Consider the following 13,029-nt stretch of genomic DNA (forward strand, 5'->3'; position numbering starts at 1 on the left):
CGTACGGCTGCCTCGACTGCCCGTCAGCACGCCGTGTCTGCCCATGCTGGGGGGCGAGAGGGGAGGACGTCTGCCTTCCCCCAGTGACGCAGGAGGCACAAGTGGTACGCAAGCGTGCGGCGATGGCGGCGGCCGGTGCGGTACTGACCCTGACGGCGGTCACGACCGGAGCGGCGACGGCCGCCCCGGCGGTCCCGACGGCCCCCGCGCCGGTCGCGGCGGTCGCGGCCGAGGAGCCGCAGCCGCTGCCGAACTTCGTCGGCCGGAACCTGTTCCGCGTCTACAGCACGGTCAGCGCGGAGACCGCCCTGAAGATCCACGACCTCAGCGGCGAGCACCGCAAGGTGCTGTGGCCACCGAACTGGAAGGTGTGCACCCAGTCGCCCAAGGCCGGCACCAAGCTGCGCGGCGGCACGCTTGAGCTGGGCGTGGTCAAGACCAACGAGAAGTGCCCCGCCCGGCAGTCGTAGCCTGACTGGATGTCCGAACCACGCACCAGCCCCGCCCCCTACCTCGCCGAAGGCCCCCGGGTGGGCATCCGGCCATTCCGCCGCGAGGACGCCGCTGAGTTCACCGCACGGGCCCGCGAGAGCCGCGCACTGCACGGGCGGTGGCTGACCGCACCGGAGACCGTCGAGGCGTTCCACGGGTACGCGGGCGCCCTCGCCGGGAGCCCCTCCCGGGTCGGCTTCCTCGTCTGCACCCGGGACGACGGCGGGATCGCCGGATTCGTCAACATCAACAACATCGTCGAGGGCGCCTTCCAGAGCGGCGCCCTCGGCTACGGCGCGTTCGCCCACGCCGCCGGGCGCGGCCTGCTGTCCGAGGGCCTGGACCTGGTGGTCCAGCACGCCTTCGGCCGCCTCGGACTGCACCGGCTGGAGGCCAACATCCAGCCCGGCAACGAGGCGTCGCTCGCGCTGGTGCGCCGGGCCGGATTCCGTTACGAGGGCTACTCGCCGGACTTCCTCTTCCTCGCCGGCGCCTGGCGCGACCACGAACGCTGGGCGGTCACCGCCCCCGAGTACCGGCCCCAAAACCCTTTGCGGACAGGGGAGTCGGCCCCGCAGCATGACCCCCATGAGTGATCACATCACCCGGCTCAACCCCGGCACCCTGCACCGCACCCCCGGCTACCACCACGTCACCGTGGTCGAGGCGGGCCGCACCGCGCACCTCGCCGGGCAGTGCCCGCTCGACACGGCGGGCGACCTGGTCGGCCCCGGTGACGTGCTCGCCCAGACCGACCAGGTGGTGGTCAACGCGCTGGCCGCGCTCGCCGCCGTGGACGCCGGGCCCGAGCAGGTCGTCCGCAGCGTCGTCTACGTCGTCACGGACGACCGGGCGGCGCTCGGGGCGGTGTGGGCACGGCTGCTCGCCTCCCCGCTCGCCCCCGCCCTCACCGGCGCCAGCACCCTGCTGGGCGTCGCACAGCTCGGATTCGCCGGCCAGCTCGTCGAGGTCGACCTCACCGCCGCGCTTTCCGGTTGATCTTCATGGTGTCCATGTCGGTCACGGTGGAGCGCAGTTCGGTGTGCGCGTGGCCCAGGGACCTCAGGTGCGTCTCGGCGCGGTCCTCGGCGATCGCGCCCGCCATCTCCGGGCCTTCCGCCGCGTCCGACTCCACGACGTACCGCATCGAGAAGTGCTTCAGCGGCACGTCGTAGGTGAGCGAACCCTCGGCCGAGAACTGCATCGAGGCCAGTCCGTGCGCGTCCTTCCCGGCGAGCAGCCGGGTCCGGCTCTCCTCGGTCAGCCCGTCCCAGGTGCCCCGCACGATGACCCGGTACGTGTGCTGCGTGCCCATGTGGCGTCAGCCCCTCCGCTGTGTCCGTCCGCCCCGGTGGCGGACCCCGGCAAGCAGGCTACGGGGAGCGCCCACTTTCCGCCTTCGCTTAATCCGGCTCGCCGGAACCCCTGGTCAGGCCGGTACCCAGCGTGTTCGGATGGTCGCGGAAGAGGGGTGCGCGGACCCGTGCGCCCGAGCGTGCCGGTGATCGAGTGAGGTTCCTGTGGCCACGAGCGTGCGACGCGACCGACTGACCCTGCCCGCGGCCCCGTTGGGCCCGGAGAACCCGCTGCCGGGACTGTGCGCCCCCGGCGGGGTGCACGAGCTGGACGAGCGGACCAAGGAGGGGCTGCCGCGCGACATGAAGCGGCAGATCGGCAACGCGCCGCTGCGCACCACGCTTCCCGTGCGCACCCGCGACGGATACGGGCGCGAGCGCGCCGACACCGGGTTCGACGCGATAGTCATCGAGAACGACCGTCTGCGGGCGACCGTCCTCCCCGGCCTCGGCGGCCGGATCCACTCCCTCCACCACAAGTCCACCGGCCGCGAGCTGGTGTACCGCAACCCCGTCCTGCAACCGGCCGGCTTCGCCCTCAACGGCGCCTGGTTCTCCGGCGGCATCGAGTGGAACATCGGCGCCACCGGCCGCACCGCCCTCACCTGCGCCCCGCTGCACGCGGCAGTCGTGCCCGCCCCCGACGGCGGCGAGATGGTCCGCCTCTGGGAGTGGGAGCGGCTGCGCGACCTGCCCTTCCAGATCGACCTGTGGCTGCCGGCCGACTCCGACTTCCTGTACGCGGGCGTGCGCGTCCGCAATCCGCACGAGCGCCCCGCGCCCGTCTACTGGTGGTCCAACACCGCCGTCCCCGAGGACGAGCACACCCGCGTCCTGGCCCCCGCCGACGAGGCCTGGCGCTTCGGGTACGAGCACACCCTCGCCCGCGTCCCGGTCCCGCGCTCCGACGGCGCGGACCGCACCTATCCCACCCGCAGCGCCGACCCCGCCGACTACTTCTACGAGATCCCCGGGGAGGCCCGGAAGTGGATCGCCTCCCTCGACGCCTCCGGCACCGGGCTCGTCCAGACCTCCACCGACCGGCTGCGCGGCCGCAAGCTGTTCGTCTGGGGCACGGGCGCGGACGGCCGCCGGTGGCAGGAGTGGCTCACCGAGCCCGGCACCGGCGGCTACGCCGAGATCCAGGCCGGCCTTGCCCGTACCCAACTGGAGCACGTGCCCCTGGAGCCCGGCGCCGACGTCAGCTGGCTGGAGGCGTACGGGCCCCTGTCCGCCGACCCGGCCCCGGTGCACGGCGACGACTGGGCCGCCGCCCGTGCCGAGGCCGAGCGCGCCCTCGGCGAAGCCCTGCCCCGCGCCGCCGTGGAGGCCGCGTACACCGCCTGGCTCGCCCACGCCGACCAGGAACCCGGGGAGATCCTGCACACCGGTTCCGGCTGGGGCGCCCTGGAGGTGCTGCGCGGCGGACACGAGCTGCCCGGCACGCCCTTCCCCGAGTCGACCGTCGGCGAACAGCAGCGGCCCTGGCTGGAGCTGCTGCGCTCCGGGGTCTTCCCGGCCCCGCGCGAGGCGGCCCCGCCCGGCCCGTCGCTGGTCGCCCCGCACTGGCGCGACATGCTGGAGACCGCCCCCGCCGAACCCCTCACCGAGTACCACCTCGGGGTCGCCCAGTGGCACGCCGGGGACCTCGCGCAGGCGGTACGGAGCTGGGAGCGCGGCCTGCGACGGGCCGCCTCCCGCTGGCCCCTGCTGCGCAACCTCGCCCTCGCCGACTGCGAGGCGGAGCACTGCGAGCGGGCCGCCGACCTGTACGCCGAGGCCTTCGCCGACCTCCGCGGGGAGCGCCGCGACGGCGAGCAGTGGACGGCGGCCACCGCCGCCCTGGGCCGGGAGGCGATCGACGCCCTGCTCGCGGTGGGACGCACCGCCGAGGCACGGACGGTGTGGCAGGGCCTGGACGCCGGGACCCGGGCGACCGGACGCTTCCGCCTGATCGAGGCCCGGCTGCTGGTCGCGGAGGGCGACCGGCAGGCGGCCCGGGCGGTGTTCGAGGCGGGCTTCGAGGTCGCCGACCTGCGGGAGGGGTCGACCGAGGTGAGGGAGGTGTGGGCGACGGTCACCGACGGGCCGCTGCCCGGGGCGTCCGGCGCCCGGCAGCCGTCCTGAGCGGCCGTCCGGCCTTTTCCGCAGGTCAGCGGGCCGGGTTGCGGTCCACGTACTCGAAGACCGAGCCGTCCGGGTGCAGGGCGATCAGGCTGCGGCCCGCCGGGGTCGGCACCGGGCCCGCGATGATCTGCGCGCCGGCGGCGGTCAGCGTGACATGGGCCCGGGTGACGTCGTCCACCGCGACCGTCGCCGTCAGTTTGCGGAGCAGGTCGATCTCCTCGGGCGGACCGCTCATCACGAGGAAGCAGCCCACCGCGGCGACGGACACCCCGCCGCGGTCGAAGCGCTGCGCCGTGACGCCGGTGATGCGCTCGTAGAAGGCGGCCGTGGTGGCCAGGGCGTCGGCGCCGTCCACGTAGATGCGCAGTGTGGTTCCCAGGATCTCCATGCCGGAGAGGGTAGTTGGGGCGGCCGGCGCACGTGATCCGTTCCGGTCAGGCGCGGCAGAGGATCTCGCCGTGCGGGACCATGAACCAGGCGTCCTCCTGGGCGCCCCAGGCGCGCCAGGCCCGCGCGATCTCCTGGAGCTGCGCCTCGGTGGCGTGGCCGTCCCCGGTCGCGCGGGCCGCGTAGGAGGAGGCGACGGTGCGGTCGGCCCACAGACCGGTCCACCAGCTCAGCTCCTCGGGGGTCGCGTAGCACCAGGTGGCGGCGGAGGACGTCACGTCGGTGAAGCCCGCGCGCAGGGCCCAGGAGCGCAGGCGGCGGCCGGCGTCGGGCTCGCCGCCGTTGGCGCGCGCCACCCGGCGGTAGAGGGCCGACCAGGCGTCCAGGACGGGGTGTTCGGGATACCAGGTCATCGCCCGGTAGTCGCTGTCGCGGGCCGCGACGATGCCGCCGGGCCGGCAGACGCGGCGCATCTCGCGCAGGGCGGTGACGGGATCGCCGACGTGCTGGAGCACCTGGTGGGCGTGGACCACGTCGAAGGCGCCGTCCGGGAAGTCGAGGGCGTGCACGTCGGCGGCGGCGAAGTCGGCGTTCGTCAGGCCGCGTTCGGCGGCGGTGGCGCGGGCCCGGTCGAGGATCGCGGGGGCGGAGTCGACGCCGGTGACGTGTCCTGCGGGCCCGACCAGGGCGGCCAGGTCGGCGGTGATCGTGCCGGGGCCGCAGCCCACGTCCAGGACGCGCAGGCCGGGGCGCAGGTGGGGGAGGAGGTAGGCGGCGGAGTTGGCGGCCGTGCGCCACGTGTGGGAGCGCAGCACGGACTCGTGGTGGCCGTGGGTGTAGGTGGCGGTCTCTTCCGGCATGGCGGGGCCCTTCGTCCGGGGGACCGGGTGTGGTGGGGACACCGTATGCCGGGGTGTTGGCATGTGAGACGGGTGTCTTGTCATGTGGACGGTATGGATGGTGTGGACGTCGTGGGCGGCCGGTCCCGCCCCTTCGCCGCGCGGGTGCGTCATGGCCGGTCGTCCCGCGCGGGCGTGTCCTTCGGCCGCCGCCCCGCCCGGTCAGGCGGCCCGGTAGGCCTCCGCGTCCTCGTGGCGGAGGGACACGCCGTGACCCGGAGAGGCGTGCGGCCGGAGTGAGCCGCCCGTCGGGTCCAGGGCGCCGGAGAAGAGGAGGGACTCCACCCGCACGTGGTCGTGGAACCACTCCACGTGGCGCAGGTTCGGGACGGACGCCGCCGCGTGCGCGTGGGCGTGCGGCGCGCCCCGGGTCGAGACCTCCAGGCCGTGGGCCTGGGCGAGCGCGGCCGCGCGCAGGAACACCGTCAGGCCGCCGCAGCGCGTCGCGTCCAGGACCAGGCAGTCCACCGCCTGGTCCGCCGCCGCGCGGGCGAAGTACGCGAGGTCGCCCGCCGCGCCCGCCGTCACGTCGCAGACGACCGCGTCGCGGACCAGGCGCAGCCCGGCCAGGTCGTCCGCCGGGACCGGCTCCTCGAACCAGCCCACGCCGTGCTCGGCGAGCGGGCCCCCGATCCGTACCGCCTGCTTGCGGGTGTAGGCCCCGCCGGCGTCCACGTACAGCTCCGCCCGGGAGCCGATCACCTCACGGGCCAGCCGGACCCGGTCCAGGTCGCGGACCGCCGCCCGGCCCCACGCCTCGCCGATCCGGATCTTGACCCGGTCGATGCCCTGGCCGTGCACCCAGCCGCCGAGCTGCGACGCCAGGTGCGTGTCGTGGTACGTGGTGAAGCCGCCGCTGCCGTAGACGGGGACGGTGCGCCGGGCCGCGCCCAGCAGGCGGGCCAGCGGGAGGTCCAGCAGACGGGACTTGAGGTCCCAGAGGGCGATGTCGACGGCGGAGACGGCGGCCGCCACCAGACCGGGGCGGCCGTGGTCGCGGGCCGCGGCGCACATCGCCGCGTGCGCCGCCGGGATGTCCAGCACGTCCAGGCCCAGCAGGAGCGGGGAGAGCTCCTGGGCGATGTACGCGCCCACCGCCCGGGGCGCGTACGTCCAACCCGTGCCGTACGCCGTCCCGTCGGCCCGCGCCTCGACCACCACCACCGGCGTACGGTCCCAGCTCAGCGTGCCGTCCGCCTCCGGGGCGTCGGTGGGGACGAGGTAGCAGGCCACGTCGAGACGTTCCAGGGGGAGCAGGGGGCTCATCGGGTCGCACCGCCCGTCAGGCGTCGCGGCGGCGCAGGGCGAGTGACCTGATCCGGGCCGGGAGGTGGGCGAGCCGGGCGCGCAGTGCCGCGCGCCAGGCGGGGGACGGCTGGTGGGCGGCCTGGGTCAGTCTCATCTCAGGGCTCCTGGACCTGGGGGAGGACCTTCGTGCGGTAGAAGTCGAAGAAGCCCCGCTGGTCGGGGCCGATCTGGTTGACGTAGACCCGGTCGAAGCCGGCCCCGGTGTAGGCGCGCAGCCGGCCGACGTGGGCGTCCACGTCGTCGCCGCAGACGACGTTCGCGGCGACCATGTCCGGGGTGACGAGCGTGGAGATCTGCTCGAAGTGCCGGGGCGTGGGCAGGACCTGGCCCATTTCGCCCGGGAGCTGCTCCGGGGCCCAGAGCCGGTGGGCGGTGCGGACGGCCGCCTCGCGGTCCTGTCCGTAACAGACCTTGAAGCCGCCGCTCACCGGCTTCGCGCCGCCGCCGCCCTTGCGGAAACGCGTCACCGCGCCTTCGTCGGGCTTCATGGTGATCAGGCCGTCGCCGACGCGGGAGGCGAGCGACATCGCCTTCGGGCCGAAGGCGGAGACGTCGATCGGCACGGGCTCGTCGGGGGCCGTGTAGAGGCGGGCGTTCTCCAGGCGGTAGTGCTTGCCCTCGTGGCTGACCTCGTTGCCGTCGAAGAGGTTGCGCATCAGCAGGATCGCCTCTTCGAGCATCTCCAGGCGGACGCGGGCGCTCGGCCACGGGCCGCCCAGGATGTGCTCGTTGAGCGCCTCGCCCGACCCCACCCCGAGCCGGAAGCGGCCGCCCAACTGCACCGACGCCGTCGCCGCCGCGTGGGCCACCACCGCCGGGTGCATCCGTACCGTCGGACAGGTCACGGCCGTCTCCACCGGCAGCGACACCGCCTGCGACAGCGCGCCGATCACCGACCAGACGAACGGGCTCTGGCCCTGCTCGCTGTTCCACGGGTGGAAGTGGTCGGAGATCCAGAGGGCCTCGAAGCCGGCCTGCTCGGCCATCCGGGCCTGTTCCACCAGCTCGGCCGGGCCGAACTCCTCGCAGCTGAGGAAGTAGCCGAATGCGGTCATGGGGATGTGCCTCCCGACGGTGGGGCGAGCTGCCCGGACGCGGACCGTCCGAACGTGATCCATGGATGCCGTACGCGCGTGCGGTCTGTACGGTCCGTGCGCCCGCCGGCGGCGTCAGTCTGCCGAGTATCCCGGCAGGACGCCCGGAAACACACCGATCACGGAGTTTGGGCACGTCGCCCGCGGGCACGCGGGACGGGTCCCGGGACCACGGCCCCTCCGCACCCGCGCGCCCCGCACCTCCGGCGGAGCGGCGGGCCAGACCCGTACGAGGAGAAACATGCCCACCGAAGGAACCTCAGGTCTCTCCGTCGCCGAACTCGCCGAGCTCGGACAGCAGTTGCGGGTCGACTCCGTGCGCGCCACGGACGCCGCCGGATCGGGGCACGCGACCTCGTCGATGTCCGCCGCGGACCTGGCCGCCGTACTCCTCGCGCACCACCTGCGCTACGACTTCGACCGCCCCGACCACCCCGGCAACGACCACCTGATCCTCTCCAAGGGCCACGCCTCGCCCCTCCTCTACGCCCTCTACCGGGCGGCCGGCGCCATCACCGACGAGGAACTCCTCACCTTCCGCAGCCGGGGCAGCCGGCTCGAAGGCCACCCCACGCCCCGGCTGCCCTGGGTGGACGTGGCGACCGGCTCGCTCGGGCAGGGGCTGCCGGTCGGCGTCGGCATGGCGCTCGCCGGCCGGCGGCTGGACCGGATTCCCTACCGGGTGTGGGTGATCAGCGGCGACAGCGAGATGGCCGAGGGCTCCGTGTGGGAGGCCGTGGAGCACGCCGGGGCGGAGGGGCTCGACAACCTCACCCTGATCGTCGACGTCAACCGGCTCGGCCAGCGCGGCCCCACCCGCCACGGCCGCGACCTGGACGCGTACGCCCGACGGCTGAAGGCCTTCGGCTGGCACACCGTCGAGGTCGACGGACACGACCCGGCGGCCGTCGACCGCGCCTACGCCGAGGCCCGCTCGACCACCGGCCGGCCGACGGCGATCCTGGCGAGCACCGTCAAGGGCAAGGGCGTCGAGGCCGTCGCCGACCAGGAGGGCAAGCACGGCAAGCCGCTCCCGGACGCGACCGCGGCGATCGCCGAACTCGGCGGCGTACGCGCCCGGCACGTGGACGTGCACCGGCCGGCCGAGGACCGCGCCCCGCACGCCGCGGCGGGCGGCGAACTCGACCTGCCGGCCTTCGAGAAGGGCGGCGAGAAGGTCGCCACCCGGGACGCCTACGGCCGGGCGCTCGCCGCGCTCGGCGCGGCGCGCGGCGACGTCGTCGCTCTGGACGGCGAGGTCGGCGACTCGACCCGCACCGAGTACTTCGCGAAGGACCACGCCGACCGCTACTTCGAGTGCTACATCGCCGAACAGCTCCTGGTCGCGGCGGGCGTCGGCATGCAGGCACGCGGGCACGTCCCGTACGTCTCGACCTTCGCGGCCTTCCTCACCCGCGCCCACGACTTCCTGCGCATGGCCGCGGTCAGCCGCGCCAACCTGAACGTCGTCGGCTCCCACGCGGGCGTCGCCATCGGCGAGGACGGCCCCTCCCAGATGGGCCTGGAAGACCTGGCGATGATGCGCGCCATCCACGGCAGCACCGTCCTGTACCCCAGTGACGCCAACCAGACCGCCAAGCTCGTCGCCGCGATGGCCGACCTCGACGGCATCAGCTACCTGCGCACCGGGCGAGGCGAGGACGCCGTCCTCTACGGGCCCGACGAGGAGTTCCCGGTCGGCGGCAGCAAGGTGCTGCGCCGCACGGACGACGACCGGCTGACCCTGGTCGCGGCGGGCACCACGCTGCACGAGTCGCTGGCCGCCGCCGACCTGCTCGCCGCCGAGGGCATCGCGGTCCGCGTCATCGACCTGTACTCCGTCAAGCCGGTGGACGCGCCCACGCTGTGGACGGCCGGCGAGGAGACCGGCTGTCTGGTCACCGTCGAGGACCACCGCCCCGAGGGCGGCCTCGGCGACGCGGTCGCGGAGGCGTACGCGGACGGCCGCCCGGTGCCGCGCCTGGTGCGGCTCGCGGTGTCGAGCATGCCCGGCTCGGCGACGCCGGACGAGCAGTTGTACGGGGCCGGGATCGACGCCGAGTCGATCGCGGCGGCGGTCCGGCTGATGGTGGAGAAGACCGTGGTGCGCTAGCGGAAGGCGGGACGGAGCCGGGGGACGGCGGCCCGAAGGGCATGCCGTCAGGGGCGCGGGGAACCGCGCGGGCGACCACGACGCACCCGCGCGGAACCACGAGCCCCCCCCGCCGCCCCGCGCCCGAGCGGCCCACAACCCCGCCGCCTAGCGGACCGCGCTCAACGGCTCCGCGATCGACTCCAGCGACTTGCGCTCCGACTTCACGCCCAGGAAGGCCTCCACCACCCCCGCCCCCACCATCAGCGCCGCCCCGATGCAGAACGCCAGCGTCGTGTCCGCCGGCTTCCCGCTGCTGACCAGCCCGTTGAAGAGGATCGGCCCGGTGATGCCGCCCAGTGCCGTGCCCACCGCGTAGAAGAACGAGATGCACATCGCCCGGGTCTCCAGCGGAAAGACCTCACTGACCGTCAGGTACGCCGAACTCGCCCCCGCCGACGCGAAGAAGAGCACCACGCACCAGCACGCCGTCATCGTCGTCGCGGTCAGCGCCCCGTTCTGGAAGAGCATCGCCGTGCCGAAGAGCAGCACCCCGGACAGGATGTACGTGCCCGCGATCATCGGCACCCGCCCCACCGAGTCGAAGAAGTGCCCCAGGAGCAGCGGCCCCAGCAGGTTCCCCACGCAGATCACCGCGAAGTAGTACGCGGCGGACCCGGTCCCCACCCCGAAGAACTTCTCCAGGATGACCGCGTACCCGAAGGTGATCGAGTTGTAGAGGAACGCCTGCCCGACGAAGAGCGACAGGCCCAGGACCGCCCGCTTGCGGTACTGCGAGAACACCGTCCGGATGATCTCCAGGAAGCCGATCGACCCGCGCTGGCGGACGGTGATCTCCTCCTCCGGCTCCGGCAGCGGCGACCCCGTCTCGTCGTGGACCTTCTGCTCGACCTCCTTGACGATCCGGTCGGCCTCCTCCTCCCGCCCGTGCACCATCAGCCACCGCGGGCTCTCCGGCACGTGCCGTCGTACGAGCAGGATCGCCACGCCGAGCACCACGCCGAGGCCGAAGGCCAGCCGCCACCCCACGTCCTTGGGGAAGACGTCGGTGTTCAGCAGCACCACCGACGCCAGCGCGCCCAGCGCCGCGCCCGCCCAGAACGTGCCGTTGATGATCAGGTCGATGCGGCCGCGCAGCCGGCTCGGGATGAGTTCGTCGATCGCCGAGTTGATCGCCGCGTACTCACCGCCGATGCCGAGCCCGGTGACGAAACGGCACAGGAAGAAGAACCACGCCGACTCCGAGAAGGCCGTCGCCGCCGTCGCGACGAGATACACCGCCAGCGTGATGAGGAACAGCTTCTTGCGGCCGAAGAGATCGGTGAGCCGGCCGAAGACCAGCGCGCCCACACAGGCGCCCGCCACATAGAGAGCGGCCGCGGTGGTGGTGACCTGCGCGGTGGTGATCGCGATGCCGCTGCCCTCTTCGGCCAGCCGCACGACGATGTTGCCGACGATGGTCACTTCCAGGCCATCGAGGATCCACACCGTGCCGAGGCCGATGATGATCCTCCAGTGCCAGGGGGACCACGGGAGCCGGTCCAGCCGCGCCGGAATGCGCGTGCGGACCTCCGGGAACTCTCTGCTGTCTGTGGTTGTCATGGCGCGACGGTTACCCCGGCGTGATTCGAACAACTCTCTCCTCGGGAGGGTTTGCGCCAGACGTGTGCGGTTACCCGCTCCTCCGAGGCAGACATGGCAAACACATCTGAGAACACCACGAAGAAGACCCCGTCCAAGGCCGACGACGAACAGCGCGAAGAGCAGAGCGGAGAGCAGGCCGCGAAGGACGAGAAGCCTGCCGCGCAGCCGCCGAAGAAGCCGGGACCCATGCAGGTCCTGCGCGCGGCGCGCGAGCAGATTTCCGAACTCACCGGCATGCCCGCCGAATCCGTGTCCTCGTTCGAGCAGATCGAGGGTGGCTGGGTGTTGCGCGTGGAGGTGCTCGAACTGGAGCGCGTCCCCGACACCATGAGCCTGCTCGCTTCGTACGAGGTCCAGCTGGACCCCGACGGCGAGCTCACCGGATATCGCCGCGTCGGCCGCTATGCGCGTGGACAGGCCGACAAGAAGTAGCACCGGCCCCCGCGCACCCAACAGAGAAGGAGACTCGGGCGACATGTCCGTTGTTCCGGCACAGCAAGGTGGAGGCGGCGGCGGTACCAGCGGCCTCTACGACGTCCTGGAGCTCGTCCTCGACCGGGGGCTCGTCATCGACGCGTTCATCCGTGTGTCCCTGGTCGGCATCGAGATCCTGAAGATCGACATCCGTGTCGTGGTCGCCAGCGTGGACACCTATCTGCGCTTCGCCGAGGCCTGCAACCGCCTCGACCTGGAGACCGGCGCGAAGAAGCCCTCGGGGCTGACCGACATTACCGGCGACATGATGGAGAAGGGCGCGTCCGGCAAGACCAAGGGCGCCCTGTCCGGTGCCGCCGAGACCATCTCCGGCGCGTTCCAGGAAGCCCGTGAGGGCAGCACCCAGTCCAAGCCGCGGGCCCGGCGCACCACGACGCGCCGTAAGGAGGAGCAGGAATGAGCACGTACGTCTACGGCATCACCCGGGCGTCGCATCCCGCGCTCCCCGAGGAGATGGGCGGCGTCGGCGACCCGCCGCAGCCGGTCTACGCCATCAAGACCGGTGAACTGACCGCCCTGGTCAGCGAGGCGCCGGAGAACCTGCGCCCCAAGCGCCGGGACCTGCTCGCCCACCAGAGCGTGCTGTCCGAGGCCGGCGCGCAGGGCGCGGTCCTGCCGATGCGCTTCGGCAGCGTCTCGGCGGACGACGAGACGGTCAAGAACGTCCTCGGCGAGCGCGAGAAGCACTACCTGGAGCGGCTCGACGCCCTGGAGGGCAAGGTCGAGTACAACGTGAAGGCCACGCACGACGAGGAGGCCGTGCTCCACCAGGTGCTGGCCTCCGACGCCGAGCTGCGCACCCTCAACGAGGCCAACAGGGCCGCGGGGGGCGGCACGTACGAGCAGAAGCTCGCCCTGGGCGAACGGGTCGTGGCCGCGGTGCAGCAGCGCGAGAAGTCCGACGGGAAGCTGGTCCACCAGTCCCTCGAAGCCGCCGCCGTCGACACGAACCCGGGTCCGGAGTCCACCGGCTGGCTCGCCAACGTGTCCTTCCTCGTCGAGCGCGAGAAGTCGGCCGACTTCGTCGAGGCCGTCGACGCCCTCCAGCGGGAGGCCCCGCACCTGGTGCTCCAGGTCAACGGCCCGCTGCCCCCGTACAGCTTCGTGGAGTAGCC

At 73.2% G+C, this 13,029-nt stretch carries 14 protein-coding genes; 8 read left to right on the forward strand and 6 right to left on the reverse strand.

Going from position 1 to position 13,029, the window contains the following annotated elements; genetic code table 11:
* Positions 1 to 101: 101 nt before the first annotated feature.
* From ACZ56L_RS03120 to ACZ56L_RS03130, 3 genes are read left to right on the forward strand one after another with little or no spacing between them, the layout of a single operon-like run.
* Complete coding sequence (locus tag ACZ56L_RS03120; RefSeq protein WP_468688760.1) at positions 102 to 470, forward strand: hypothetical protein; 369 nt, start codon at positions 102 to 104, stop codon at positions 468 to 470.
* Positions 471 to 479: 9 nt separating this feature from the next.
* A complete protein-coding gene (locus tag ACZ56L_RS03125; RefSeq protein WP_471060920.1) occupies positions 480 to 1,088 on the forward strand; it encodes a GNAT family N-acetyltransferase in 609 nt (202 codons plus the stop codon).
* The gene (locus ACZ56L_RS03130; RefSeq protein WP_471060923.1) at positions 1,081 to 1,491 is read left to right on the forward strand and encodes a RidA family protein; all 411 of its coding nucleotides are present in this window, start codon (positions 1,081 to 1,083) and stop codon (positions 1,489 to 1,491) included. The genes ACZ56L_RS03125 and ACZ56L_RS03130 overlap by 8 nt, the downstream gene beginning before the upstream one ends.
* Here the strand turns inward: ACZ56L_RS03130 and ACZ56L_RS03135 are convergent.
* On the reverse strand, positions 1,469 to 1,807 hold the full coding sequence (locus ACZ56L_RS03135; RefSeq protein ID WP_471060925.1) for a DUF6204 family protein: 339 nt from the start codon (positions 1,805 to 1,807) through the stop codon (positions 1,469 to 1,471). The two genes, ACZ56L_RS03130 and ACZ56L_RS03135, sit on opposite strands and share 23 nt — an antisense overlap.
* Before the next feature lie 205 nt (positions 1,808 to 2,012).
* Between ACZ56L_RS03135 and ACZ56L_RS03140 the strand changes: the two genes are divergently transcribed.
* Positions 2,013 to 3,974: a DUF5107 domain-containing protein gene (locus ACZ56L_RS03140; RefSeq protein WP_471060929.1), complete on the forward strand. Its 1,962-nt coding sequence runs from the start codon at positions 2,013 to 2,015 to the stop codon at positions 3,972 to 3,974.
* A 25-nt stretch (positions 3,975 to 3,999) separates the two neighbouring features.
* Here ACZ56L_RS03140 and ACZ56L_RS03145 read toward each other — a convergent pair whose 3' ends face one another.
* The 4 genes from ACZ56L_RS03145 to ACZ56L_RS03160 all read right to left on the reverse strand — a co-directional run bounded on the left by ACZ56L_RS03145 (position 4,000) and on the right by ACZ56L_RS03160 (position 7,623).
* On the reverse strand, positions 4,000 to 4,362 hold the full coding sequence (locus ACZ56L_RS03145; protein WP_345218399.1) for a VOC family protein: 363 nt from the start codon (positions 4,360 to 4,362) through the stop codon (positions 4,000 to 4,002).
* Between the two features lie 46 nt (positions 4,363 to 4,408).
* Positions 4,409 to 5,221 (reverse strand): methyltransferase domain-containing protein, encoded by an 813-nt coding sequence (locus ACZ56L_RS03150; RefSeq protein ID WP_345218400.1) that lies wholly within the window; start codon positions 5,219 to 5,221, stop codon positions 4,409 to 4,411.
* A 201-nt stretch (positions 5,222 to 5,422) separates the two neighbouring features.
* On the reverse strand, positions 5,423 to 6,526 hold the full coding sequence (locus ACZ56L_RS03155; protein WP_401759082.1) for an enolase C-terminal domain-like protein: 1,104 nt from the start codon (positions 6,524 to 6,526) through the stop codon (positions 5,423 to 5,425).
* Between the two features lie 137 nt (positions 6,527 to 6,663).
* Positions 6,664 to 7,623 (reverse strand): TIGR03557 family F420-dependent LLM class oxidoreductase, encoded by a 960-nt coding sequence (locus ACZ56L_RS03160; protein WP_471060933.1) that lies wholly within the window; start codon positions 7,621 to 7,623, stop codon positions 6,664 to 6,666.
* Positions 7,624 to 7,903: 280 nt separating this feature from the next.
* On the opposite strand from ACZ56L_RS03160, the gene ACZ56L_RS03165 reads away from it, so the two are divergent.
* Positions 7,904 to 9,775: a transketolase gene (locus ACZ56L_RS03165; RefSeq protein WP_471060936.1), complete on the forward strand. Its 1,872-nt coding sequence runs from the start codon at positions 7,904 to 7,906 to the stop codon at positions 9,773 to 9,775.
* A gap of 147 nt (positions 9,776 to 9,922) precedes the next feature.
* Here the strand turns inward: ACZ56L_RS03165 and ACZ56L_RS03170 are convergent, their stop codons facing one another.
* Positions 9,923 to 11,377, reverse strand: a complete 1,455-nt coding sequence (locus ACZ56L_RS03170) for an MFS transporter (RefSeq protein ID WP_345218409.1) — start codon at positions 11,375 to 11,377, stop codon at positions 9,923 to 9,925.
* Positions 11,378 to 11,470: 93 nt separating this feature from the next.
* Between ACZ56L_RS03170 and ACZ56L_RS03175 the strand changes: the two genes are divergently transcribed.
* From ACZ56L_RS03175 to ACZ56L_RS03185, 3 genes are read left to right on the forward strand one after another with little or no spacing between them, the layout of a single operon-like run.
* Complete coding sequence (locus tag ACZ56L_RS03175) at positions 11,471 to 11,851, forward strand: gas vesicle protein GvpO (RefSeq protein ID WP_345218411.1); 381 nt, start codon at positions 11,471 to 11,473, stop codon at positions 11,849 to 11,851.
* 43 nt (positions 11,852 to 11,894) lie between these two features.
* Entirely contained in the window at positions 11,895 to 12,314 is a 420-nt protein-coding gene (locus ACZ56L_RS03180) for a gas vesicle structural protein GvpA (RefSeq protein ID WP_345218413.1), read from the forward strand.
* Positions 12,311 to 13,027 carry a GvpL/GvpF family gas vesicle protein gene (locus tag ACZ56L_RS03185; RefSeq protein WP_468688775.1) on the forward strand — a complete coding sequence of 239 codons (717 nt, stop codon included), beginning with the start codon at positions 12,311 to 12,313 and terminating at the stop codon, positions 13,025 to 13,027. Before ACZ56L_RS03180 ends, ACZ56L_RS03185 begins: the two co-directional genes overlap by 4 nt.
* The last annotated feature ends 2 nt before the right edge of the window (positions 13,028 to 13,029 follow it).

The sequence above is a fragment of the Streptomyces sp. NPDC039736 genome, from assembly GCF_055596485.1.